The organism is Halomonas sp. BC04 (genome assembly GCF_000568385.1).
The window spans coordinates 1-23,060 of sequence record NZ_AZQX01000113.1; the positions used below are offsets into that span (position 1 = coordinate 1).

General features: G+C 63.5%; 17 protein-coding genes and 4 pseudogenes. 7 read left to right on the top strand and 14 right to left on the bottom strand.

Features of this window, described 5'->3' with window-relative positions; genetic code table 11:
* Together Q427_RS08070 and Q427_RS08075 are read left to right on the top strand one after the other, a co-directional pair.
* The coding region (locus Q427_RS08070; protein ID WP_043512740.1) for a TIGR01620 family protein at positions 1–736 on the top strand (736 nt) is incomplete at its 5' end.
* A gap of 105 nt (positions 737–841) precedes the next feature.
* Positions 842–1,282 (top strand): universal stress protein, encoded by a 441-nt coding sequence (locus Q427_RS08075; protein ID WP_043512743.1) that lies wholly within the window; start codon positions 842–844, stop codon positions 1,280–1,282.
* A gap of 11 nt (positions 1,283–1,293) precedes the next feature.
* Here Q427_RS08075 and Q427_RS08080 read toward each other — a convergent pair whose 3' ends face one another.
* From Q427_RS08080 to Q427_RS08115, 8 genes and pseudogenes are all read right to left on the bottom strand, one after another.
* The gene (locus Q427_RS08080) at positions 1,294–1,839 is read right to left on the bottom strand and encodes an NUDIX hydrolase (protein WP_043512747.1); all 546 of its coding nucleotides are present in this window, start codon (positions 1,837–1,839) and stop codon (positions 1,294–1,296) included.
* A 70-nt stretch (positions 1,840–1,909) separates the two neighbouring features.
* Complete coding sequence (locus Q427_RS08085) at positions 1,910–3,031, bottom strand: ABC transporter ATP-binding protein (RefSeq protein WP_043512749.1); 1,122 nt, start codon at positions 3,029–3,031, stop codon at positions 1,910–1,912.
* Between the two features lie 196 nt (positions 3,032–3,227).
* The gene (locus Q427_RS08090; protein WP_043512751.1) at positions 3,228–4,106 is read right to left on the bottom strand and encodes a carbohydrate ABC transporter permease; all 879 of its coding nucleotides are present in this window, start codon (positions 4,104–4,106) and stop codon (positions 3,228–3,230) included.
* Positions 4,099–5,038, bottom strand: a pseudogene (locus tag Q427_RS08095) (carbohydrate ABC transporter permease). Before Q427_RS08095 ends, Q427_RS08090 begins: the two are co-directional and overlap by 8 nt.
* 91 nt (positions 5,039–5,129) lie before the next feature.
* Positions 5,130–6,412, bottom strand: a pseudogene (locus Q427_RS08100) (ABC transporter substrate-binding protein).
* Between the two features lie 176 nt (positions 6,413–6,588).
* Positions 6,589–7,991 (bottom strand): annotated as a pseudogene (locus Q427_RS08105) (ATP-binding protein).
* An 80-nt stretch (positions 7,992–8,071) separates the two neighbouring features.
* Positions 8,072–8,797 (bottom strand): response regulator, encoded by a 726-nt coding sequence (locus Q427_RS08110; protein ID WP_043512754.1) that lies wholly within the window; start codon positions 8,795–8,797, stop codon positions 8,072–8,074.
* Positions 8,798–8,978: 181 nt separating this feature from the next.
* Positions 8,979–9,871 (bottom strand): annotated as a pseudogene (locus Q427_RS08115) (Cof-type HAD-IIB family hydrolase).
* A gap of 68 nt (positions 9,872–9,939) precedes the next feature.
* On the opposite strand from Q427_RS08115, the gene Q427_RS08120 reads away from it, so the two are divergent.
* From Q427_RS08120 to siaD, 5 genes are all read left to right on the top strand, one after another.
* Entirely contained in the window at positions 9,940–11,880 is a 1,941-nt protein-coding gene (locus Q427_RS08120) for an exoribonuclease II (protein ID WP_043512773.1), read from the top strand.
* A gap of 164 nt (positions 11,881–12,044) precedes the next feature.
* Positions 12,045–14,084, top strand: coding sequence for a biofilm regulation protein phosphatase SiaA (siaA, locus tag Q427_RS08125; RefSeq protein WP_051496227.1), 2,040 nt, complete (start codon positions 12,045–12,047; stop codon positions 14,082–14,084).
* A gap of 28 nt (positions 14,085–14,112) precedes the next feature.
* On the top strand, positions 14,113–14,646 hold the full coding sequence (gene siaB, locus Q427_RS08130; protein ID WP_043512758.1) for a biofilm regulation protein kinase SiaB: 534 nt from the start codon (positions 14,113–14,115) through the stop codon (positions 14,644–14,646).
* An 8-nt stretch (positions 14,647–14,654) separates the two neighbouring features.
* Positions 14,655–15,053 carry a biofilm regulation phosphoprotein SiaC gene (siaC, locus tag Q427_RS08135; protein WP_269321210.1) on the top strand — a complete coding sequence of 133 codons (399 nt, stop codon included), beginning with the start codon at positions 14,655–14,657 and terminating at the stop codon, positions 15,051–15,053.
* Entirely contained in the window at positions 15,050–15,832 is a 783-nt protein-coding gene (gene siaD / locus Q427_RS08140) for a biofilm regulation diguanylate cyclase SiaD (protein ID WP_043512759.1), read from the top strand. The genes siaC and siaD overlap by 4 nt, the downstream gene beginning before the upstream one ends.
* Positions 15,833–15,863: 31 nt before the next feature.
* Here siaD and Q427_RS08145 read toward each other — a convergent pair whose 3' ends face one another.
* From Q427_RS08145 to Q427_RS08170, 6 genes are all read right to left on the bottom strand, one after another.
* Positions 15,864–16,619: an urea carboxylase-associated family protein gene (locus tag Q427_RS08145; protein WP_331280571.1), complete on the bottom strand. Its 756-nt coding sequence runs from the start codon at positions 16,617–16,619 to the stop codon at positions 15,864–15,866.
* A gap of 306 nt (positions 16,620–16,925) precedes the next feature.
* Positions 16,926–18,833 (bottom strand): EAL domain-containing protein, encoded by a 1,908-nt coding sequence (locus Q427_RS08150; RefSeq protein WP_197030553.1) that lies wholly within the window; start codon positions 18,831–18,833, stop codon positions 16,926–16,928.
* A gap of 325 nt (positions 18,834–19,158) precedes the next feature.
* Positions 19,159–20,031 carry a succinate--CoA ligase subunit alpha gene (gene sucD, locus Q427_RS08155; protein WP_043512764.1) on the bottom strand — a complete coding sequence of 291 codons (873 nt, stop codon included), beginning with the start codon at positions 20,029–20,031 and terminating at the stop codon, positions 19,159–19,161.
* Complete coding sequence (gene sucC, locus Q427_RS08160) at positions 20,031–21,197, bottom strand: ADP-forming succinate--CoA ligase subunit beta (protein WP_043512767.1); 1,167 nt, start codon at positions 21,195–21,197, stop codon at positions 20,031–20,033. Before sucC ends, sucD begins: the two co-directional genes overlap by 1 nt.
* 179 nt (positions 21,198–21,376) lie before the next feature.
* Entirely contained in the window at positions 21,377–22,816 is a 1,440-nt protein-coding gene (gene lpdA, locus Q427_RS08165) for a dihydrolipoyl dehydrogenase (protein WP_043512769.1), read from the bottom strand.
* A gap of 50 nt (positions 22,817–22,866) precedes the next feature.
* Positions 22,867–23,060: 2-oxo acid dehydrogenase subunit E2 (locus Q427_RS08170; RefSeq protein WP_043512771.1), on the bottom strand; the 194-nt coding region annotated here is incomplete at its 5' end.

Here is a 23,060-nt window from a genome sequence, read left to right on the forward strand (position 1 = left end):
CGGCTGGGCCCTGCTGGGACTAGGCGCCATCGCCCTGGGCGCCGGTGCGTTACTGCGTGAAGCCTGGCGACTACGTCGACTGCGTCGCCACGACACCCTGCGCGCACGCCTGGGCAAGTTGCAGGAAGTCGATACCGCCGAGGCCATGGATCTGGCCAGGCTTCTCAAGACGCAGTTGAAACTCGATGACGACCATCCCCACTGGCAGGCATTTCTCGCCGCACAACAGCCACACCACAGCGGCGCGGACCTGCGCCAGCTACTGGCCCATCACCTGCTGGCGCCCCGCGACCGGGCAGCGCGGCGCATGATCTCGCGGATGTCCGGTGAGACGGCTGTGATGGTGGCGGTCAGTCCTCTGACCCTGGTGGACATGGCCCTGGTCGCCTGGCGCAACCTGGCGATGATCGACCGGATATGCCGCCTCTATGGGCTGGAGCTCGGCTATGCCAGCCGCCTTCGTTTGCTGCGCAGCGTGCTCTACAACATGGCCTTCGCCGGCGCGACCGAGATGGCCAGTGAAGCGGGCATGGAGATTCTCTCGCTGAACCTGGCCGGGAGGCTCTCGACCCGTGCCGGCCAGGGCATGGGTGTGGGGCTGCTCAGCGCTCGGCTGGGCCTGCGAACCCAACGACTCACGCGGCCGATTGGTTTCGACAGCGGCGAGGCACCACGCATGGCTGACCTTCGCAGTGAACTCTGGCAGCAGCTCCGCCGGCTCGAGGTGAAGGAATAACCGGCGTAGCCACTCGCTTCTTGACCCCGGTCATGACATACCGGCGCCAAGCCGCTAGTCTCTAACATACAGATCAGCTCTTACCTGTCGAGAAGGAAAATTACCATGTTCAATACCATCCTGGTTCCCGTCGATGGCTCCGAAGGCGCGAAAAAGGCCCTTGCCGTTGCCTGCCAACTGGCCAACCAGGCCGATGCCACCATCCATATCCTGCATATTCCCGAAGAGCTCTCCCACGAGACGACGCTGGTCTGGGGTATCGGAGCCATCGCCGTCGAGGCCACCCGCCAGGAGCGTGACGATATCGGCCAGCAGGTAGTGGACAAGGCGGCCCAAGAGGCCCGCGACAAGGGCGTGACCAAGGTTGAGACCGCCATCGGCCGTGGCGACCCGGCCCGCACCATCATCAGCGAAGCGAAGAAGCGCGGCATCGATGCCATCGTCATGGGTAGCCGCGGCCTCAGCGACCTGCGTGGGCTGGTCGTGGGCAGCGTATCCCACAAGGTGAGCCACGCTGCCGAGTGCAGCGTCATTACCGTGCGCTGAAAGGGGTGATGTCAGGCAGTCGCCAGGGCCGGTAGCAGGCGCTGGGAAACGTGCTGGAGCATGCGTGTCTCGCGCAGTATCGATAGACCCATGCTCGCTTCCCTGGCGGCCATGACCGCAAGATTGTGATCAATCGCCTGGTGCAGGTTGACCCAGCGCGCCTCCATGCCATTGGCCAGCTCGTAGTCTTCCAGCCGCGTCCTGCCCAGTTGGCGCTCGGCTCGGCAATGATAGAAGTACGAGTCCATGTGCATCAGGTCGAACTGGGGCTTGTGGTGGGGGCGAAACTCCTCGACCCGCCCATAAGGTGCCAGGACCTCAAGGCCAGTGGCACCAGTCTCTTCGGCAAGCTCGCGGTGCAACCCTTCAAGCAGATTCTCGTGATCATCCACCCCACCGCCCGGGAAGCTGAAGTCGTTGTAGCGGCGAGTGTAAAGCAGCAGGATCTCCTCACCGTCGATGATGATGCCACGCGCTGCGCGCCGACGGTGGATACGCTCGGGAGAGACGTCGAGTGTGGCCAGTTCGGGATGAACGATTCGCTCGAGCAGTTGCATCGGCAATTCCTGTACGGAACGGGAAAGCGCGCAAACTACACGCCCCCCGTCCCTGTGGCAAGCCAGCCGATTAGGCCAGACGCTTTTCTGTCTCGCTGTCAAAGAGCACGGCGCGCCCCATGTCGACGCGTAGATTCAGGCGCTCCCCGGGCACGACCGCGCATTTGGGCCCGACCCTGGCCGTGACCTCACCTTCACCCAGCGGCACTCGCAGCAGGATATCCGCACCGGTAGGCTCTGACACGCTGACCCGGGCCGAAACCGGGGTACCCTCATCCATGTCGCTGAGCCGTGAATCCTCCTCGCTGAAGTGCTCCGGGCGCAGCCCCAGGATGACGGGACGCCCGACCTGCTCGGCCATGGCCGGGGTTTCCCTCACAGCAGGCCAGGGCAGCAGCAGCGCCTCCTCCCCCCGGGTCTCGATCCGCAGGCGATAGTTCCCCGCCTCGCCCTCCAGAGACGCCGTGATGAAGTTCATCGACGGAGAGCCCATGAACCCTGCCACGAAGATATCCACCGGGTCGTTGTAGACTTCATCAGGTGTGCCCAGCTGCAGGATGTTGCCGTCGCGCATCACCGCGATGCGATCGGCCAGGGTCATGGCCTCGATCTGGTCGTGGGTCACGTAGACGATGGTGGTACCGAGTCGCTGATGCAGCTTCTTGATTTCGGTACGCATGTCCACCCGCAGCTTGGCATCCAGGTTGGAGAGCGGCTCGTCAAAGAGATAGACCTTCGGCTCCCGGGCCAGGGCGCGCCCCATGGCCACCCGCTGGCGCTGGCCGCCGGAGAGCTGCGAGGGCTTACGGTCGAGCAGCTGAGATATCTGCAGCAGGTCGGCGACCCGCTCGACGGCGGCCTCGCGCTCCGCCTTCGGCACCTTGCGCATCTCCAGGCCGAAGCTGATGTTGCCGCGCACGGTCATGCTGGGATAGAGCGCATAGGACTGGAACACCATGGCGATGTCCCGTTCGGCCGGCGTCCGCCAGGTGACGTCCTCGTCGGCGATACGGATCTCGCCGGAGGTCACCGGCTCCAGGCCGGCGATGGCGTTCATCAGGGTCGACTTGCCACAGCCCGACGGGCCGACGAGGATCAGGAACTCGCCCGACTCGATGGCCAGGCTGACATCCTTGAGTACACGCTCGCTGCCGAACTCCTTGCGGACGCTGCGAATTTCTAGTGCAGACATGATTCAAACCCCTTGTTGTTCTCTCTTGACCGCTAGGAGCCTGTCGGGCTTGACCGATCGTAGCGAGAGATACGGTTTTCGAGACAAGTTTATCGATCTGTAGAGGCGAATAGCGGGCTCTTTAACGAAACAGATCGAATGAAATTGGCCGAAAACCCGGATTTCGCAGTAGATCAGCGTTAAGCTCGACAGGCTCCTAACCCTTGACCGAACCGGCGGTAAGCCCACGGACGAAATATTTTCCCGCCAGCACATAGACCACCAGGGTCGGCAGTGCCGCTATCATGGCGGCAGCCATGTCGACGTTGTACTCGCGGGTACCGGTAGACGTGTTGACCAGGTTATTGAGCGCCACCGTCACCGGCTGGGTATCGTGGGCCGAGAAAGCCACGCCGAACAGGAAGTCGTTCCAGATCTGGGTGAACTGCCAGATCACCGAGACCACGATGATCGGCGCCGAGACCGGCAGCAGGATGCGCCAGAAGATGCGGAAGAAGCCGGCACCGTCGAGCTTGGCCGCCGAGACCAGCTCGGTGGGTACGGCCACGTAGAAATTACGGAAGAACAGCGTGGTGAAGGCGATACCGAAGATCACATGCACCAGGATCAACCCCGCCCGGGAGCTCGACAACCCCAGCCAGCCCAGGGTCTGGGCCATGGGCAGCAGCACCACCTGGAAGGGGATGAAGCAGCCGAACAGCATCAGGGCGAAGAGCAGCTCCGAACCCCTGAATCGCCACTTGGTCAGGGCGTAGCCGTTGAGCGCGCCTACCACGGTGGAGATCAGCACGGCCGGCACCACGATGGCGATGGAGTTCCAGAAGTAGCCCCCCACCCCTTCGCAGCGCATGCCGGTGCAGGCCTCGCCCCAGGCCTTGATCCAGGGCTCCACGGTGGGCGACTGGGGCAGCGACAGCAGGGTGCCGGGGCTGATCTCATGGAGCGGCTTGAACGAGGTGATCAGCATCACCACCAGGGGCAACAGGTAAAAGAGCGCAGCCAGCAGCAGTACCGCATAGACCGCTAACCGGCCCAGGCGGGCCCCGGGAGTGCGGCGACGAATCACGTTATCCATGTTTGTGACTCCTCAGCTCGGAGTAGAGATAGGGAATCAGGATCGCCAGCACACCGCCCAGCATCAGCATGGCACTGGCCGACCCCAGCCCGATCTGGGCCCGGGTGAAGGCGTGGGTGTACATGAAGGTGGCCGGCAGGTCGGTGGCGTAGCCGGGACCGCCACCGGTCAGGGCCACCACCAGATCGAAGCTCTTGATGGCGATGTGCGACAGGATCATCACCGCACTGAACACCACCGGGCGCAGGCAGGGCAGGATCACCCACAGATAGGCGCGCGGCAGGCTGGCACCATCGAGCTGGGCCGCTTGATGATGCTGTCGTCGATACCGCGCAGGCCGGCCAGGAACAGCGCCATGACGAAGCCGGACGCCTGCCACACGGCGGCCAGCACCAGGGTGTAGATCGCCATGTCGGGATCGACGATCCAGTTGAAGGTGAAGCTCTCGAAGCCCCAGCTGCGCACCATGGCCTGGATCCCGAGCCCGGGGTTGAGTAGCCATTTCCACACCACCCCGGTGACGATGAACGACAGCGCCATGGGATAGAGATAGAGGGTACGCAGCACCCCCTCCTGACGGATACGCTGGTCGAGCAGGATGGCGAGCACCACCCGATGACCAGGCAGATCGCCACGAACAGGCCGCCGAAGATCACCAGGTTGGTGGACGCGACCCACCAGCGATCGTTGGCCATCAGCCGCGCATACTGGGCGAAGCCGACGAAATCGTAGCTCGGTAACATGCGCGAGCTGGTCAAGGACAGCACGAAGGTCCAGAGCATGAAGCCATAGACGAAGAACAGGGTGATGGCGACGGAAGGCGCCAGTACCAGCCGCGGCAGCCAATCCTGCAGGCGTGCGGCGGCCGTACGCCGTGCCGCAGGGCGCACGGGGCGCACGGGGCGCTCCTGGGCGTGGGAGACGATGGTCATGAGAAGTACCTCGGGCGTGAACGAAAGCGTCACCTGACGACCTGCCGGGCTCGATGGGCAGCGAGCCCGGCAGAGCCGGGAAAGCGGCGTCTCAGAGTGCCGCTTGTGCCGCGTTCACCATACGCTGGGCGGCCTGCTCGGCCTCCATGTCACGGGCATTGAAATAGTTGGTCACCACGTCGAAGATCGCCCCCTGCACGTCGGCACGCACGGCCATGCCGTGGGCCATGCTGGGCACCAGCCCCCCCTCGTCGGCGGTGCGCTGGAAGTCCTCGAGAGACTGCCGGGCGCAGACATCGAACTCGCTCATGTCCAGATCGGGGCGCGCGGGTATCGAGCCCTTGGCCAGATTGAAGGCCTCCTGGAAAGTGGGCTCCAGCACCAGCCGTGCCAGGGCCTGTTGCGCATCGTGCTCTTCGCCCTCGACGCGAAACATCGCCAGGCTGTCGATGTTGAAGGTGAAGGCGTCGCCGGTACCCGGCGCGGCGGCGCAGAGATAATCCTCGCCGGCGGTAAGCTCGGCGGCGGTGAACTCGCCCTTGGCCCAGTCGCCCATCAATTGCATGGCGGCATCGCCGTTGATGACCATGGAGGTGGCGATGTTCCAGTCACGCCCGGACATGTCGTCGTCCATCAGCCCGCGCAGGCGCTTGAAGGTCTCCAGCGCCTCGACCATCTGCTCGCTGCCCAGGGCCTCGGGATCGAGATCCACCAGGGCCCGCTGGAAGAATTCCACACCCCCCGTCGCCAACAGCACGGTCTCGAACACCGTGGCGTCCTGCCAGGCCTGGCCGCCATGGGCCAGCGGAATGAAGCCGGCCTCGCGGATCGCCTCGCCGGCGGCGAACAGTTCATCCAGGGTGGTGGGCATCTCGACACCGGCCTGTTCGAGCACGTCCGGGTTGGCCCATAGCCAGTTGACCCGGTGGACGTTGACCGGCACGGCCACGTACTGGCCGTCGTAGCGCATGATATCGGCCACCGTCTCGGGCAACAGCTGGTCCCACCCCTCTGCCTCGCGACGTCGTCGAGCTCGCCAAGCAGGCCCAGCTCGCCCCACTCCTGGATCTCCGGTCCCTTGATCTGGGCCGCCGAGGGCGGATTGCCGGACATGGCTCGGGACTTGAGCACCGTCATGGCCGTTTCGCCGCCGCCACCGGCAACGGCGAAGTCCTGCCAGCCGTACCCCTCGGCCTCCATCAGATCCTTGAGCACGTTGGCGGCCCGGGCCTCGCCACCGGAGGTCCACCAGTGCAGCACTTCCACTTCACCGGCGGCATGGGCACTGGTCATGGACACGGAAGCGACCAGGGCCGTAGCCAGGGCAAGGCCAGTCCTGGTGAAGGGTGTCTTGTTCCAGCGGGCCTGGTTCATACGGGCTTGGTCAAAACGGGTACTGGTGCAATCGTTCGACTTGCAGGAAGGCATGGCGTGTCTCCTCGTGTTGTTATGGCTCCGGCGTGGCACCGGATAACGACACGCTACCCCAGGTAGCGCAACAGTAGGGGTTACCTAGTCCTGCGAAGTATTGGCATCGTATTGATGAAATATTACAGCCCGGTAATATCCTGCATCCGGGGCAGCGTTACGCGCACCCGCAATCCTCCCTCAGGATGGTTATCAAGGCTGATATCACCACCCAGGGCGCGGGCGATATGCCGGGCGATACCCAGCCCCAGGCCGCTGCCGCCGGTATTGCGGCTTCGGGAGGGCTCGAGCCGAACGAAAGGCGAGAATACCCGCTCACGCTGCCCCTCGGGAATACCCGGCCCATGGTCGCGAATGGTGATCGACAGGCGACTGGCATCGTCTTCCATCAGTACCTCGCTCGCCGTCCATAGAAGACGGCATTCTCCAGCAGGTTGGCCAGACAGCGCTTGAACGCCAGCGGCTTGACGGCCAGCGGTTGGGCCTGCCCCTGGATCGACACCTCCCCGCCCTGCAGGCGCAGCCCCTCGGCCAGCTCTTCGAGGACGTGGCCGGGATCGAGCTCCTCGACCGGCTCATGCAGGTCAAAGCCCTTGACCGACGCCAAGGCCCCCTTGACCAGCAGGTCGAGCTCATCGAGGGAGGCACAGAAGCGCTCGCGCTGCAGAGGATCGTCGAGCATCTCGGCCCGCAGCCGCATGCGGGTGATCGGGGTCTTGAGATCGTGGGAGATCGCCGAGAAGAGTCGCTCACGCTCGTCGACCTGCTCGCGGATTCGCTCCTGCATGCGGTTGAAGGCCACCGCCGTGGCCATCACCTCCCTGGGGCCGCTCTCCCGCAGCGGCGGTGCATCCAGGTCATCCCCCAACTGGCGAGCCGCCCGGGAGAGGCGGGCCAGCGGGCGGGTGACGCTGCGGATGCCCAGCAGCGATAGCCCGATCACCGTCAGCAGCACCATCAGCCCGGCGAGCAGGCGCTCGCCGGAGAGCCAGCGATACTCATTGAACAGGTCCGCCACCGGCAGCAGGGTCGCCACGTAGAGCCAGGTCCCGGGCTCGAGCTCCAGCTGCACCACCAGGATCGGGGGGGAAAGCGGCTCCATCAGCAGGCTGTGCTGGCCCCAGCGCGGCGGCAGGTCGTGCAGCAGCACCTCGTTATTGTAGACACGCAGCGTTTCCGCCCGGGAGAACTCCACCAGCACGTCATCGATATTCAGCTCACGTCCGAGAATGGCGCGAAAGTTACCGACCACCAGCGCCTTTTCCGCCCCCGAGCCGATGTCCTCCACGGGAATGCGGCGCTCGTTGACACTGACGAAGAAGCGGGTGCCGCCCATGTTGCGTAACTGGTCCAGCACGATATGACGATACTCGACGGGCAGCGAGCGAAAGAAACGCATGGTCGAAGCCACACTGTAGGCGACGTTTTGCGAAAGCTCGTCGAGCTGCTCAAGCTGGCTGGAGCGTACCTGGGAGGTCCAGACGGCGTAGCTGGAGAGCTGGGCAGCGAGCACACCGATGATCATGATCAGCACGAAGCGACCGCGCAGCGTTCCGGGCAGGCCACGGGCCAGGTACCGACGCCACCGCTGCCAGCGAATATCCGTCACGTCAGCGCTTCGACACGGGCAGTGAGCACATAGCCCGCCCCTCTCACTGTGCGGATCAACTGATGGTACTGGGCATCCTCACCGAGCCGCTGCCGCAGCCGGCAGACATGCACGTCGATGGAGCGATCCAGCGGCGGCGCCGGTCGACCACGGGTCAGCTCGAACAGCGCGTCCCGGGAGAGTACCTGTTCGGGGTGTTCGAGAAAGACCTGCAGCAGCTGGAAGTCGGCACCGGAGAGCGGGATACGCCGCTCCTGCTGATCGATCAATTCCCGGGTCATGCGATCCAGCCGCCAGCCGCCGAAACTGACCAGTCGCGCTCGTGCCGGGTCCTGAGGCTGCTGGTTGCCCCTCACACGACGCAGTACCGCCTTGATCCGCGCCAGCAGTTCCCGGGGGTTGAACGGCTTGCCGAGATAGTCGTCCGCGCCGAGTTCCAGGCCCAGAATCCGGTCGGTCTCGTCGGCGCTGGCGGTGAGCATGATGATGGGAACCTGGCTGTCCCGGCGCACATCGCGACAGATGGTGAAGCCGTCATCGCCGGGCAGCATGATGTCGACGATAAGCAGGTCGGGAACCTCGTGGACCAGCAGACGATGCAGCGCCTCGGCATCCTCGGCGACCAGGGCGCGATAGCCGTGGCGACCGAGATAGTCGGCAAGAAGCTCTCGAATTTCCGGGTCGTCGTCGACCACGATCAGGGTGGCAGGTGTCGTCGTCATCGTATTCCGATGGCCAGGGGCGGTGTCGCGGCAGCGCCCGTGATTGTTGTCGTTATCGGGCTTCGATGATGGTCAAGTGCGGCCATCCCGACAAGCCATCTGCGACCAAGGTAGCAACCAGCCTCGGACACAAGGTTTTGTCTGCAAAGTCGGCGAGCGAAGGCCAGTTTTCGGACAGAGCTTAGAGCCCGAACCGCTCTCTCAGCAACGCGGCCACACTCACCTCGGCATGGTGGCCGATGCGGCGCGCGTGGGGCACTCGCCCGAAGAGTTCAGGGTGGGCATTGGCCATGACATGGGCCTCGCCGGCCAGGGCCAGCATCTCGGTGTCGTTAAGGTTGTCGCCAAAGGCCAGGCAATGCCGCGAGGCCACGCCCAGCGCCTCCATCAGGGTCTGCAGGGCGGTGCCCTTGTTGACCCCACCGGCCATGACCTCCAGCGAGTTCACCGTGGAATAGGTCACGTGCAACCGTTCGCCGTGGCGCTGCCTCACTCGGGCTTCGAGCCCCGCCAGGCGCTCGGGTTCCCCGATGTAGAGCACCTTGCCCACCCCCTCTCCGTCGATCTCATCGGGCTCGAAGATGCGATAACCGAAGCCGGTATGGGCGTGGTAGGCCAGCAGCCGGGGCTCCGCCGCATCGATCAGCCACTCCTCCTCCCGGTAGAGGTTGAGGCGTACGCTATCGTGGCGCTCCATGGCGATCAGCTCGAGCGCCAGCTCCGCTTCCAGGTGTCGGGCAGAGAGCAGCCGATCATCGGGACTGTGCAGGTAGGCGCCATTGGTGCTGATCACGTGGATAGGCACGCCCAACCGCTCGCGGAAGGCCAGCATGTCGCGGAAATGCCGCCCCGAGCAAAGGCCAGGTGGTGCCCCAGCTCCGCCAGGGCCCGCAGTGTCTCGATGGTATGGGGATGGAGATCGTGGTTGGCATCCAGCAGGGTGCCATCCAGGTCGGAGACAATGAGGTGAGGCGTCATAGTGGGTCCAGTGTTCATGGCGGCTTTCAGCCTAGCAAAAGGCAACCGTGGCTGTCGTCTACTACCCCAACCTGCTGTTTCCTCGTGGGTAGGCATAGTGGCGTTTGGCGCCGGCCGCAGGAATCCGTATAGTGGCTCTCCTACCCCGCCACACGTTCGTGACCATGCTGCAGAACAATCCGCTGCTCGCTCAGCTCAAGCAACAGATTCGTACGACCACGCCCCGTGCCGAGGGCGTGATCAAGGCCACCGACAAGGGCTTCGGTTTTCTCGAAACCGATGATGGCCAATCCTATTTCGTGCCGCCACCCGCCATGAAGCAGGTACTCCATGGCGACCGCGTCCAGGCCACCATCCACGAGAATGGTGACAAGACCTCGGTGGAGCCCGACGCCCTGCTGGAGCCCGGGCTGACACGCTTCATTGCCCGCGTCCAGAAGCGCGAAGGTCGCCTGGCGGTGGTCCCCGACCACCCCTCGATCAAGAACGTGCTCAAGTCGCGAATCAAGAACAGCCTCGACGAAGCGAGCATCGGCGACGGCGACTGGGTCGTTTCACGCCTGGTGCGCCATCCGCTCAAGGAGAACGATCGCGGCTTCTTCGCCCAGATCGATGAGCTGGTCGCGAAGGCAGACGACCCCGCCGTGCCGTGGCGCGTCACTCTGGCCCGGCACGCCCTGGAGCAGGAGTGCCCTGACGCCGGCAGTGAATGGCCGTTGCTTGACGAGGGCCTGGAGCGCAAGGACCTCACCGCCGAGCCGTTCTTCACCATCGACGGCGAGAAGACCCGCGACATGGACGATGCCCTGCGCATCGAACCCCGCGAGGATGGCGGCTGGCGACTGACGGTGGCCATCGCCGACCCCACCGCCTACGTCGAGGAGGGGCATGTCGCCGACCTGGAGGCACGCACCCGGGCCTTCACTGTTTACCTGCCGGGCCAGAACGTCACCATGCTGCCCGAGCAGCTGGCCGACGACCTCTGCTCGCTGTGGGAGGGGCAGGATCGCCCGGTGCTGGCCTGCTCCCTCGAGGTCGAAGCCGACGGCAGCCTCGGCGACTACCGCTTCTTCGCCGCCACCGCTCGCTCCCACGCCAAGCTGGCCTATGACCGGGTATCGGACTGGATCGAGGGCCAGGGCGACTGGGCACCGGCGGATGAGATCGCCCCGCAGCTCAAGGCGCTTCGGGAGATGACCGAGGCACGCAGCGCCTGGCGCAGCGAGCACGCACTGGTGTTCAAGGACCGTCCGGACTATGTCTTCGAACTGGACCGGGCCGGCAACGTGCTCAATGTGCGCACCGAGCAACGCCGCATCGCCAACCGCATGATCGAGGAGTCGATGATCGCGGCCAACGCCTGTTGCGCCGACCTGCTCGCCGAGAAGGTCGGCCACGGCATCTTCAATGTTCACCGCGCCTTCGAGCCGGAGAAGGCCGAAGCCGCCCATGAGTTCCTCACCGGACAGGAGATCGAGGTCGAGATCGAGGCGCTCTCCGAGCTGCCCCGCTACAAGGAGCTCAAGCGGGCGCTGGAGAATCGTGACGACGCCTGGCTGGATGCACGCCTGCGCCGCTTCCAGGGCTTCACCAGCATGTCCGCCCGTCCTGGTCCTCACTTCGGCCTGGGCTTGGCCGCCTACGCCACCTGGACCTCACCCATCCGCAAGTATGGCGACATGGTCAACCACCGCCTGATCAAGCGCGTGCTCAAGGGGGAACAGGCGCCGGCGGAAGCCACCCTGGCGCTGACCGAGCAGTTGACCGAGCGCCGGCGGCTCAACCGCATGGCCGAACGCGACGTCAAGGACTGGCTCTACGTGCGCTACCTGACGCCGGCCGCCGAGGCCCAGGAAGCCTTCGAGGCGGAGATCATCGCCATCAACCGCGGCGGCATGCGCGTGCGGCTGACCGCTAACGGCGCCACCGCCTTCGTTCCCGCGCCGATGATCCACAGCGACCGCGACAAGGTGATCATCGACGACAAGGAGGGCCGCATCCAGGTCGAGGGCGAAGAGCGCTACAAGCTCGGTGACGCCATTCGCGTGGCGCTGATCGAGGCCCGGGAGGAGACGCGCTCACTGGTAGCACGCCCCGCCGTGTGACGCCCGATCCGAGCGCCGACGAGGCCCCGCAGGCATCACCTGCCGGGGCCTCATCGTAGCGGGCATGCAGGAATGAGGAGCCGCGTGTATGCAGAGTTTAAGGGAAGGCAATGGAAAAGAATGACAATGGTGGCTGAGCCCACCCCATCAGGGAAGCCAACGCGATGGCAGTACACCTCGGACTGCGTGGGAAGTCGGTCGCAACCTTGCTGCTGGCATGCCTGCTGGCATTGATCCCAGCCCTGTTCATCGGCTGGAAGGCCGTCGATGAGGTACGCCGCCACTTTGCCACGGCCTATGCCGAGCAGTACACCCTGCTGCAGATGCAGCGCATCTCCGCACCAGTATCCCGCGAACTGGCCCTGTCTCGACGTTTCGCCAACTCGGTGGTGACTCGCGAGTGGCTACGCCAACCGGATGATCCCGAGCGCCGGGCACGCTTCCTGGCCGAGGCCGAAGGCTTCCGTCAACAGTTCGGCAGCAACGCCTATTTCATCATCGATCACGCCACCCACGACTACTACTTCGCCGACCGGCGCGACGCCGAGCCACTTCCCCGCTATCGGCTCTCCAGGGATGAAGCGGAGGACGCCTGGTACTTCGCCACCATGGCCAGCACGTCCACCTACGATATCGATATCAGCGTCGACCATGTCCTGCAACGCAGCATGCTGTGGGTCAATGTCAAGGTGCGCGACAACGGCGAACTGCTCGGCCTGGCCGGGGGCGCCCTTGACCTGGACGGCTTCCTGGCCCACTTCATTCGGGCCAGCGCCCCCGGGGTGACGCCGATGATCGTCGATCCCCGAGGCATGATACAAGCCCACCCCGACCAGGCGCGGGTGGCACTCGGCGCGGGCGGCAACCCCTTCGACACCGACAATGAGCAGCATATCCAGTCCTTGATTGACGACGCCGAGCAGCGCGACGAGCTCAGGCGGGCGATGCAGGGGGCGATACGTCGACCCGGCGATATCCGTGCCCTGCACGTCGACATCGGCGGCGAACCGAGGCTGTTGTCGGTGGGCTACATTCCGGAACTGCAGTGGCTGCTGGTCACGGCATTGGACATGCAGGCCGCCCGCATTGTCGAAGGGCGCTGGTTTTGGCCCCTGGTTGGCGGTCTGATGCTGATACTGGCCATCCTGACCTCGGCCTTTGCCTATGCCACTCACCGCCTGATCCTGACGCCTCTGCAGCGTCTGACGCTGTCGGCCCGTGCCATGGCCAGCGGCGACTATCGCTCGCGACTCCCCACCGAACGCCGCGACGAGATCGGCGAGCTCTCCCAGGCCTTCTCGCACATGGCCCGCCAGGTGGCGAATCATACTCGCAACCTCGAATCCCAGGTCCGCGAGCGCACGCAAGAGCTGGAAACCGCAAATGCGGCCATGGCGGCCGCCCACAAGAAGCTTGGCGACTCCATCCAGTACGCCAGTATCATCCAGCGTGCCATCCTGCCCGACGCCGAGCTCAGTGACCATCTGGCTTCCTATCACGCCGTACTGTGGAAACCACGCGATACGGTGGGCGGCGACTTCTACGTCTTCCGCGCTACGTCGCAGGGTTACCTGATCGGCATCGTGGACTGCGCCGGCCACGGGGTGCCCGGTGCCATGATGACCATGCTGGCGCGCGCCATTATCGACAACGCCATCGCCCAGGAAGGGGTCGACGACCCGGCGGCCCTGCTCAACGAGATCGATCGGCAGTCACGCCTGTTGCTGCCCGAGGCGCAACTGCCCTCCTCCATCGCCACCAACATGGATATCGGCCTGGCCTGGATCGATCCGGCTCAACACCGCTTGACCTATGCCGGGGCCAAGCTCGATCTCTATGCCAGTGACGGCCACCGACTCGAGCGCGTGAAGGGCCACAAGCGTGCCCTGGGACATCGTCGCCCGGCCCGCTACAGCAACCAGCACGTACCGCTGCATCCGGGATGGCGCTATTATCTGTGCAGCGATGGTTTTCTCGATCAAGCGGGGGGGCATCACGGCTTCGGCTTCGGTAACAGTCGCTTCGAGGAGCTCCTGCGATCCCAGGCATCGGCGCCACTCGATGCCCAGCTGGCGGCTTTCGAGCATGCCCTGGACGACTATCGAGGCCCTCACGGCCAACGAGACGATATCACCTTGCTGATATTCTGCGCGCCACTGGAAGCCCCCGAACCCGTTTCACCACGCCCCCCCGATCCCGGGTAGGGGATGCATTGCAAGCCAAGGAATTGCCATGGATTTACTGAGTATGAGGGAGAGCTATCAGCATGATCGCATCATGCTGTGCTTCAATGGCCCCATATCACGTAGCCTGATCGAAGAGATCGGCAAGGCACTGCGCAACTATCTCGACACCCAGGAAGCCGCACCGTCCGCGGCCATGGACGTCTTCGCCGTCTACATCGAGATGACCCAGAATATCCGTCACTATGCTCGCCGCCAGGGCTATGACGACGAGCTGGCTGCGGCCACGGTGGCAGTGGCCCACAGCGGCCAGGGGCACTACCAGGTTAGCGCAGGCAACCTGGTCGAGCGGGACGATGGTGAGCGCCTGGTTGCCACTGTCGAGTCGCTCGCCCTGCTGGACAAGCAAGCGCTCAAACAGGCCTACAAACAGCAGCTACGCAGCCCCAGGGATGCCGAAGGCCATGGAGGAGCCGGCCTCGGCCTGCTCGACATGGCCCGGAAGTCCAGCCACCCCTTGCAAGCCGCGTTACAGCCGCTGCCGAATAAACGCAGCTTCTTCAGCCTGACAGCCACGATCTGACTCTTGCCATGACAACCACGATTTCCGATCTCGACATTCCCGGCAGCCAGTCCACGCCGACGATCCATAGCGACTGGCAAGACGGACGCCTGTCCATGAAGGGCGACTCCTATCCGGAGAACTCCTACGAACTCTTCGACCAGGTGATCCTCTGGGTGCAATATTTTCTTACCAGCGAGCAGCGTCCCCTCCACCTCGAGCTCGCGCTGGTCTACCTGAACACCAGCTCGGTAAAAGCGATGATGGACATCTTCGATCTGCTGGAAGAGGCCTACGAAGCGGGCCGCGAGGTCTCGGTCACCTGGCACTACGATGCGCGCAACGAACGCATCGCCGAATTGGCCGATGAGTTTCGCGAGGATTGCAGCTACCCGTTCGCCATCACGCCTGCCGGGGGGCAGCCATGAAAGACGATCACGACGAAGCCTTGCTGACGGAGATTGCCGCGCTGCTAGGCTCCCCTGAGCACGCCGGTCACCCCCTCCATGACGCCCTGCAGCGCCTCTACCTGCACCATTGCGACCAGCAAGTGCAGGTACAGCGTCTGATCGACATCTCCGACCGTTATCAGTCGCTGGCCATGGAGGCCCGGCAGGTCACCGAGCAACGCTACCAGCGCACCCTGCGCCGTCAACGCAAGCTATCGCGTATCTCCGATGGCTATCAGGCGCTCATGCATGAGCGCAACCAAACCTTGCAGCAAGCCTCGACCCACGACCCGCTGACCGGCCTCCCCAACCGCCGCCTGCTCATCGAGCGACTTGAGGAGTTTGTCAGGGAGCGCCGCCGTTTCACCCTGACGCTGCTGGATATCGACCACTTCAAGCGCATCAATGACTGCCACGGCCATGATGTCGGGGACCGGCTTCTGGTGGCCATCACCCAGACGTTGAGCACAACCCTGCGTGACTACGACCTCTGCGCCCGATGGGGAGGAGAAGAATTCCTGCTCTTGCTGGCCGACACCGATTGCACCGAAGCCCGCACCATCGTGGAGCGACTGCGCTCACGCCTCGCGGCGGTAACGATACGCACCGCCGACCAGACGATCTCGGTCACGGTCAGTGCCGGATTGTGCCAGCACCGGCCCGGTGATCCTCATCAAACCACCCTGAAGCGGGCCGACCAGGCACTGCTCAAGGCCAAGCGAGCGGGCCGCGACCGAAGCCTCAGCGACGCACTCTAGATGTCAGCCCCTTCCAGATATCCCCGGCCCGTCAGCGATCTTTCTGCTGCGCCGCCAGGTCACGCTTTTCCGCCGACCAATCGATGGCCGGTCCGCGCAGGCCATGGCCCCCGGCATAGGGGGAAGGCGCCGGGGGCTGCCAGCCCTGGAGCAGCGAAGCATCCAGGCGAAATACCTCCACGCCGATGGGATGACAGGTCTCCAGCGGATCGCGGGCGTTCGGTCCCCATAGATCCACCGAGAGGTCGCCTCCCGGGCAGCAGGAGAGCGCACAGAGCAGGTCGATCTCGGCGAACAGCTCGAGGTAGTCGCCCTCCTTCGCCGGGCACGCCTTCATGAAGTACTGGTCGTCGTCGTTGAGCCCGGTGCACTGGAAGACGTTGAGCACGTCGTGAACGTCGAACTCGGTGAGGCCGAAGGGCGCCACGGCACGCACCAGGTTGGAGTGGCAATGGTGGTCGAAGTCCTCGCCCGTGAGCAGGCGGTTGACGTAAGGATCACAGCGGGTACCCAGCAGATCGTGGATACGCCCGCCCTCCTCGTCAACACCACTGCCATCGACGCCGTAGCCGGCCAGGGTGTCGTCGATGATGGTCGCCATGGGGCGCAGGTAGGGCAGCGTCGACCAGAGCCGATCGAAGGTGGAGACATGGGCGCGCTGCAGCTGCCGGGTGCGCGAGGCCCAGAAACGTTCGCGGGGGTTGTGCAGGCTCCAGAGATTGAAGTCACCGACCTGTGGCCCTTCCAGGTCGAGAGCCGTAGCACATGGCCTGCAGGGACTTTCCAGGCCCTGCCGTCGCGAATCGGCACGATCAGCTCCTCGACCCGCTCGCGGCCAGCCGGGTCGGTCAGCCGGGCATAGAAGTCACGATCCACGTCGAGAATCGAGCCACGTGTCGCCTGGTAGGCGGCGGGTACCTTGGCCATGCGGGCCTCCTGTCGAGTCGTTGCTGAGCGCGGCAGCGCTATATCTGGCCGGCGTAAAACGGCTTACCGACCTTGGCAGGGTCAGCCGTGGCCCTGCAAAGCGGGCACCACTCTCCGGAACAGCACCGCGCCATATGGTGCACAACAGCATGGGTACCCCACGGGATCAATCGCCTGACGACTGACACTGTTGCTGAGCAAGGGCCACTTCCTTACCTATCATGTTGCGACCTTTCTGTAACCCTTCCAGATACACTTCCAACGGCATGGGGCGGCAGATGCCATAGCCCTGGAAACAGTAGACACCAAGCTGCGACAACACCCCGATCTGGTCAGCGGTTTCGACAAATTCGGCTATCACTCTCGCCCCAAGGTAATCGGCGATGGCACAGGTGCAACCATAGCGTTCCAGACACTCGCTCAGCGAACGAACCAGATCGGCACCAGCCAGCGAGTCCCCTGAAAGGTTGATGGCCACCTCATCGAGCCTTTCCCCACCCGGGTGCGTACTGATTATCGACAGTACCTTTGACAGCACCCAGACATCCAGACGGGGCATCAAACCAAAACGCTCGGCGATAGGTAGAAACTCTCCTGCTTCAAGCAGTCGGCCATCAGCACAGCGCCACCGCAGCAACACTTCCGCTCGAATCACCTCTGGCTGCCGGATATCAAGGATCGGCTGTGCGAAGATTTCAAAGTTTCCACCGTGCGTTACGCCGGCCAAGGCATCGCGGAGATGGCCGATCAGGTATAAGGCATCCCGATGGGCTTCGATCAGTGTTTCCGGCTCACCATGGTGGTGATAAAAGCGCTCTCCCTCCCGACTTGCCGCCCTGGCGCTTGCCATCAACAGGATCGAAGTCAGGTGTCGGGCATCGTGGCTCTCGATGCCCTCCACAAGAACCACTCGCAGCTCGAGCCGAGCCAAGCTGAGCCCTCCGTTCTGCTCCGCCCTGTGCAAGGCGTGGCGCAGGTCACGGGCGAGCGTCACAGGCGCCTCGCTGAAGGGCACCAGCAAGGCAAACAGGCCAGGCTGTAAACACGCGGATGCCGCACACCCTGTGGGCACCGTTTCCCGCAATGTATCGGCGATGCAACACTCGAGGGCATGCACCTCATCAAGCCCTATTAGCGTGGCGAGATCATCGATGTCTGCCACCTGAATGCCGATCAACGCAAGAGGTTCATCGACCTTCCTCCCCGCCAATGACCCCGTCATGCCGAGATCATTATCGAGTCCTGTCAAGCCATCCCGGCGACTGGCCTGCTGCAGGCGCCGATTGGCCCGATGATAGGTGTGAACGGCTTCGATAGAAAGAAATCCGACCAGTGCGGCCGTGAACAGGATCATCTGACCCTGCAGCATGGCAATTTCATCCAATACGCCTGCAGTGTCTGTGTACAGGTTGAGGTTCACCACTGTCCAGGCCAGCACGAACAAGGGTGCTACGAGACGGGGCAAGCCTACCGGCAGCAGATAGACGGCAAGGATCGGCATCAACAGCGCCAAGTAGGGCAGCCAACTGGTGAGCACCCATGGCATGCTTTCCATAGCCAAGATCGACACAAGCACGGCAATGGCCAACGAACACCAGGCCAACATCATCGGCCATAGCCGTGACTCCCCTTCGGGTGGCGCCCAGGACTGAACGCCATAACGCAGCCACTGCCTCGCCAGAGGAGTGAAGAGCAATACCGACGTTGCCTCGGAGAGCCACAGGCCAATGATCAGTTCCGGCGCTGGCCGGCCGCTGGAAAACTGCCAGACTCCGAGCAAGGTGAAGAGCGTGGCGCTCATTATGGCGATGATCGGGACGCGCAGTAGACGCCGAGACCGGTCTCGCTCGACGTGTCGCTCCAGCCACCCGGAGAACTCCGCCACAAATAGCATCAGCAATACGAAGGCAGCAGTACCTACAAGTATCTCAAGGGGAGTATCGCCGCGTGCCAGGTTCCAGGTCAGAGCCGCCAGGCCAAAATAAGGGACTGGCTTGAGTCCAATGGCAAGAACTGTTCCATAGGCCAGCGAGTTAGCCATCCAAAGTGGTGAAATCGGCAAATTGGCCGACATCGCCGGGAGCAGGCCACTGACCAGCAGCGCAGCCAGCCACCAGGCAACGAATGCCATCAATCCGCGCTGACAGTCCAGTTTCCAGCCAGGTGTTGCAGCCTTGTGGAGCTTGGGCGGACCATGCTGGTTTACCATCTGCGACTCACTCCGAGAAGACACACCCGTACAGAACGAGGACCATCTGCGCTATAAACTCTACGCTCACCCTTGGTGGGTAACCAGCGCATGCAGGACGATGCGTCTCAACGCAAGCTCCGACGCAGCCTCCTTCAAACGAAAAAAGGGCGCCCGAGGGCGCCCTTTGGCAAGTCTGTCGAAGCGTGGCTTACCAGCCAGTCACGTCCTTCAGCGCATCGCCGATCTCGGCCAGGGAGCGCACGGTGCGAACACCGGCGTCTTCCAGGGCGGCGAACTTCTCGTCCGCGGTGCCCTTGCCACCGGAGATGATGGCACCGGCATGGCCCATGCGCTTGCCCGGAGGGGCGGTGACACCGGCAATGTAGGAAACCACCGGCTTGGAGACGTTGGCCTTGATATAGGCAGCCGCCTCTTCCTCGGCGGTGCCGCCGATCTCGCCGATCATCACGATGGCTTCCGTCTTCGGATCCTTCTCGAACAGCTCAAGGATATCGATGAAATTGGAGCCCGGGATCGGGTCGCCCCCGATGCCCACGCAGGTGGACTGGCCGAAGCCGTGATCGGTGGTCTGCTTGACGGCTTCATAGGTCAGGGTGCCGGAGCGCGAGACGATACCGACACGACCAGGCTGGTGAATATGACCCGGCATGATGCCGATCTTGCACTCGCCCGGAGTAATCACGCCGGGGCAGTTGGGGCCGATCAGGCGCACGCCCAGCTCGTCACACTTCACCTTGACGTCGAGCATGTCCAGGGTCGGGATGCCCTCGGTGATGCAGACGATCAGCTTGATGCCGGCGTTGGCAGCTTCCAGGATCGAGTCCTTGCAGAACGGGGCCGGCACGTAGATCACGCTGGCCTCGGCGCCGGTCTTCTCGACCGCTTCCTTGACGGTGTTGAACACCGGCAGGCCCAGGTGCTCCTGGCCACCCTTGCCCGGTGTCACGCCGCCGACCATCTGGGTGCCGTACGCCAGGGCCTGCTCCGAGTGGAAAGTCCCCTGGCCACCGGTGAAGCCCTGGCAGATGACCTTGGTGTTCTTGTCGATCAGGATGCTCATTACTTGCCCTCCGCCGCGTTGACGACCTGCTGTGCCGCGTCAGTCAGGCTGGTAGCAGCGATGATGTTCAGACCGCTGGAGGCCAGCTTCTCGGCACCCAGCTCGGCGTTGTTACCTTCCAGGCGCACCACTACCGGCACGTTGACGCCGACCTGCTCGACGGCACCGATGATGCCCTCGGCGATCATGTCGCAACGCACGATACCGCCGAAGATGTTGACCAGCACGGCCTTCACGGAATCGTCGGAGAGGATGAGCTTGAAGGCTTCCGCCACGCGCTCCTTGGTCGCACCGCCGCCCACGTCGAGGAAGTTGGCCGGCTGACCGCCATTGAGCTTGATGATGTCCATGGTGCCCATGGCCAGGCCGGCGCCGTTGACCATGCAGCCGATGTTGCCTTCCAGGGCCACGTAGTTGAGGTCCCAGGCCGCGGCTTCGGCTTCGCGCTCGTCTTCCTGGGACGGGTCACGCATGGCCTGCAGGTCCGGGTGACGATACAGCGCGTTGCTGTCCAGGCCGAGCTTGGCATCCAGGCAGTGCAGGTTGCCTTCGTCGGTGATCACCAGCGGGTTGATCTCGAGCAGCGCCAGATCCTTTTCATGGAACAGGCGGGAGAGACCCAGGAAGATCTTGGTGAACTGCTTGATCTGGTCACCCTTGAGGCCCAGCGCAAAAGCCAGCTCGCGAGCCTGGTACGGCTGTGCACCGACCAGCGGATCGATCTCGACCTTGAGAATCTTCTCCGGGGTTTCCTCGGCGACCTTCTCGATCTCGACGCCACCCTCGGTGGAGGCCATGAAGACCACCCGGCGGGTAGTGCGGTCGACCACGGCGCCCAGGTAAAGCTCATCGGCGATGTCAGTGCAGGTCTCGACCAGAATCTTGGCGACCGGCTGCCCCTTCTCGTCGGTCTGGAAGGTCACCAGGTTCTTGCCCAGCCACTGCTCGGCGAAGGCCTTGGCCTCTTCCGGGCTCTTGATCAGCTTGACGCCGCCGGCCTTGCCGCGGCCGCCTGCGTGGACCTGGGCCTTGACGACCCACATCTCGCCACCGATCTTCTTGCAAGCTTCGGCGGCTTCCTCGGGTGTGTCGACTGCAAAGCCCTTGGATACCGGAAGGCCATAGTCGGCAAACAGCTGCTTGCCTTGATACTCGTGAAGGTTCATCGATTCATGCCATTGGTTGCATGTGACTCGAACGGCAACCGCGGAATACCGCCGAATGCGGTCTATCCCGGGTTACCCCCGTTCGTACCCGATACATGGCCGGGTACGACGCGCCACCCGCGTGGGTGACGCTTGTTGTTACCTAAATCGTGTTGTTACTGAGCCGTGCGCGAGCTGGCTTACTTGCGCTTCTTGCGATTGGCCATATGGATGGCATGGCCACCGACGGCCAGCGCCGCTTCATGGATCGCTTCGGCGGTCGTCGGATGGGCATAACAGGTCAATGCCAGATCCTCGGCACTGGAGCCGAACTCCAACGCGATCACGCCCTGGGCAATCAGTTCGCCGGCATGCTGCCCGACGATATGCATACCCAGGATGCGATCGGTCTCGGCGTCGGCAATGATCTTGGCCATGCCGTCGGGTGCATTGTTGGCCAGTGCGCGGCCGTTGGCGGCGAACGGGAAAGAGCCGGTCTTGACCTCGATTCCCTTGGCCTTGGCTTCCTGCTCGTTCATGCCCACCCAGGCCACCTCTGGAGCAGTGTAGATGACGCAAGGAATGGCATCGTAGTTCATCTCGGCCTTGTGACCGGCAATGATGTCAGCCACCATCACGCCCTCTTCGGAGGCCTTGTGAGCCAGCATCTGTCCACGCACGCAGTCGCCGACGGCATAGATCCCCGGCACGCTGGTACGGCACTGGTCGTCGACATGGATGAAGCCACGCTCGTCAAGGCCAACGCCGACACCGTCCGCGATCACTCCCTGGGTGTAGGGGCGTCGACCGACACACACGATCAGCTTGTCGAAGGTCTGCTCCTGCTCACCCGCGCTGTCGGTGTACTTGACGACCACTTCCTTGCCCTTGACCTCCGAGCCGGTGACACGCGCCCCCAGCTTGATGTCCAGACCCTGCTTCTTGAGCAGCTTCTGTGTCTCCTTGGCGATGGAGGAATCCACCATGGGCAGAAAGCTGTCCATGGCTTCAAGCATGGTGACTTCACTGCCCAGGCGGCTCCATACGCTGCCCAGCTCCAGGCCGATGACGCCGGCCCCGATCACGCCCAGGCGCTTGGGTGCCTCGGTGAATTCGAGCGCACCGGTGGAGTCGACGATCAATCCCTCGGTCAACGGGGTCGGGGGTATTTCGACCGGTACCGAGCCAGCCGCGATGACGATATTTTCGGCATCGTAAGTGGTTGCCTTGCCGTCCTTGCCCGTTACCTCGACCTGCTTGCTGGAGGTCACCTTGCCGGTACCCTCCAGGGCGGTCACACCGTTGGCCTTGAACAGCGCGCTGATACCGCCAACGTTCTTGGCGATGACCTGGTTCTTGAACTCCAGCATCTTGGCGATGTTCGTTGACACATCGCTTAGCTCAATACCGATCTCGGCGAAGTGGTCACGTGCCTCGACGAACTTGTGCGACGTTTCCAGAAGGGCCTTGGATGGAATGCATCCCACGTTGAGGCAGGTGCCGCCATGGACGGTCTTGCCTTCCTTGTTAACCCATTTTTCGACGCAGGCAGTCTTCAGCCCCAGCTGGGCGGCACGGATGGCGGCCACGTAGCCCCCGGGGCCCGCACCAATGACGATCACATCAAATTTATCGGCCATATGGTTTTCCTTGATCGGTTCGCGTTTGAGTCCGTTGAATCGGGCGTCGCTCAGACATCCAGCAGCAGGCGGGCCGGATCTTCCAGCAGCTCCTTGATGGTGACCAGGAACTGTACCGCGTCCTTGCCATCGATCATGCGGTGATCATAGGAGACGGCCAGATACATCATCGGACGAATTTCCACCTTGCCATTCACCGCCATGGGACGTTCCTGAATCTTGTGCATGCCCAGGATGGCGGTCT